Annotated in this window: 1 protein-coding gene; it reads left to right on the top strand. The window is 63.0% G+C overall.

The features are described 5' to 3' along the window. Positions 1-108: 108 nt before the first annotated feature. A partial coding sequence (gene eno / locus AC6H42_RS28840; RefSeq protein ID WP_497549518.1) for a phosphopyruvate hydratase occupies positions 109-1184 on the top strand: 1076 nt, incomplete at its 3' end.

The following is a 1184-nucleotide window of genomic DNA, read 5'->3' as shown; positions in this document are numbered from 1 at the left end:
CCGCTTCCACATCCGGCCGCCGTCTGTTACCCTTGCTGCAATTTTGCGCCGGGACCGGCAGGGCAGGCCGCGCAGGCAACAGTTTTTGCTTAAACTTTGGAGAATGACATGAGTGCTATCGTTGACATTATCGGCCGTGAAGTGATCGATTCGCGCGGCAATCCCACCGTCGAATGCGACGTGCTGCTGGAATCGGGCGTGATGGGCCGCGCGGCTGTGCCGTCGGGCGCGTCGACCGGTTCGCGCGAAGCCATCGAGCTGCGCGACGGCGACCCGAAGCGCTACTTCGGCAAGGGCGTGCTGCAAGCCTGCGAGAACATCAACACCGAAATCTCGGAAGCCATCATGGGCCTGGACGCCAACGAACAGGCTTTCCTGGACCGCACCCTGATCGACCTGGACGGCACCGAGAACAAGTCGCGCCTGGGCGCCAACGCCATGCTGGCCGTATCGATGGCCGTGGCCAAGGCCGCCGCTGAAGAAGCCGGCCTGCCGCTGTACCGCTACTTCGGCGGTTCGGGCGCCATGCAGATGCCGGTGCCGATGATGAACGTCATCAACGGCGGCGCGCACGCCGACAACAACCTGGACATCCAGGAATTCATGATCATCCCGGTGGGCGCCCCGTCGTTCAAGGAAGCCATCCGCTACGGCGCCGAAGTGTTCCACACGCTGAAGAAGATCCTGCACAAGAAGGGCCTGAACACCGCGGTGGGCGACGAAGGCGGTTTCGCCCCATCGCTGGCCAACCATGAAGAAGCGATCAAGCTGATCATCCAGGCCATCGAAGAAGCCGGCTACGAGCCGGGCACCCAGATTGCGCTGGGCCTGGACTGCGCCGCCTCCGAGTTCTACAAGGACGGCAAGTACCAGCTGGACGGCGAGGGCATGAGCCTGACCGCCGTCGAGTTCACCAACCTGCTGGCGACCTGGTGCGACAAGTACCCGATCATCTCGATCGAAGACGCGATGCACGAAGGCGACTGGGAAGGCTGGGCCACCCTGACCGCCGCGCTGGGCACCAAGGTGCAGCTGGTGGGCGACGACCTGTTCGTCACCAACACCAAGATCCTGAAAGAGGGCATCCAGAAGGGCATCGCCAACTCGATCCTGATCAAGATCAACCAGATCGGCACCCTGACCGAGACCTTCGCCGCCATCGAAATGGCCAAGCGCGCCGGCTA

This window comes from Massilia sp. NBRC 108631 (genome assembly GCF_059704565.1).
Note: the sequence above shows the minus strand (reverse complement) of the source record. Positions and strands in the feature narration are given on the sequence as shown.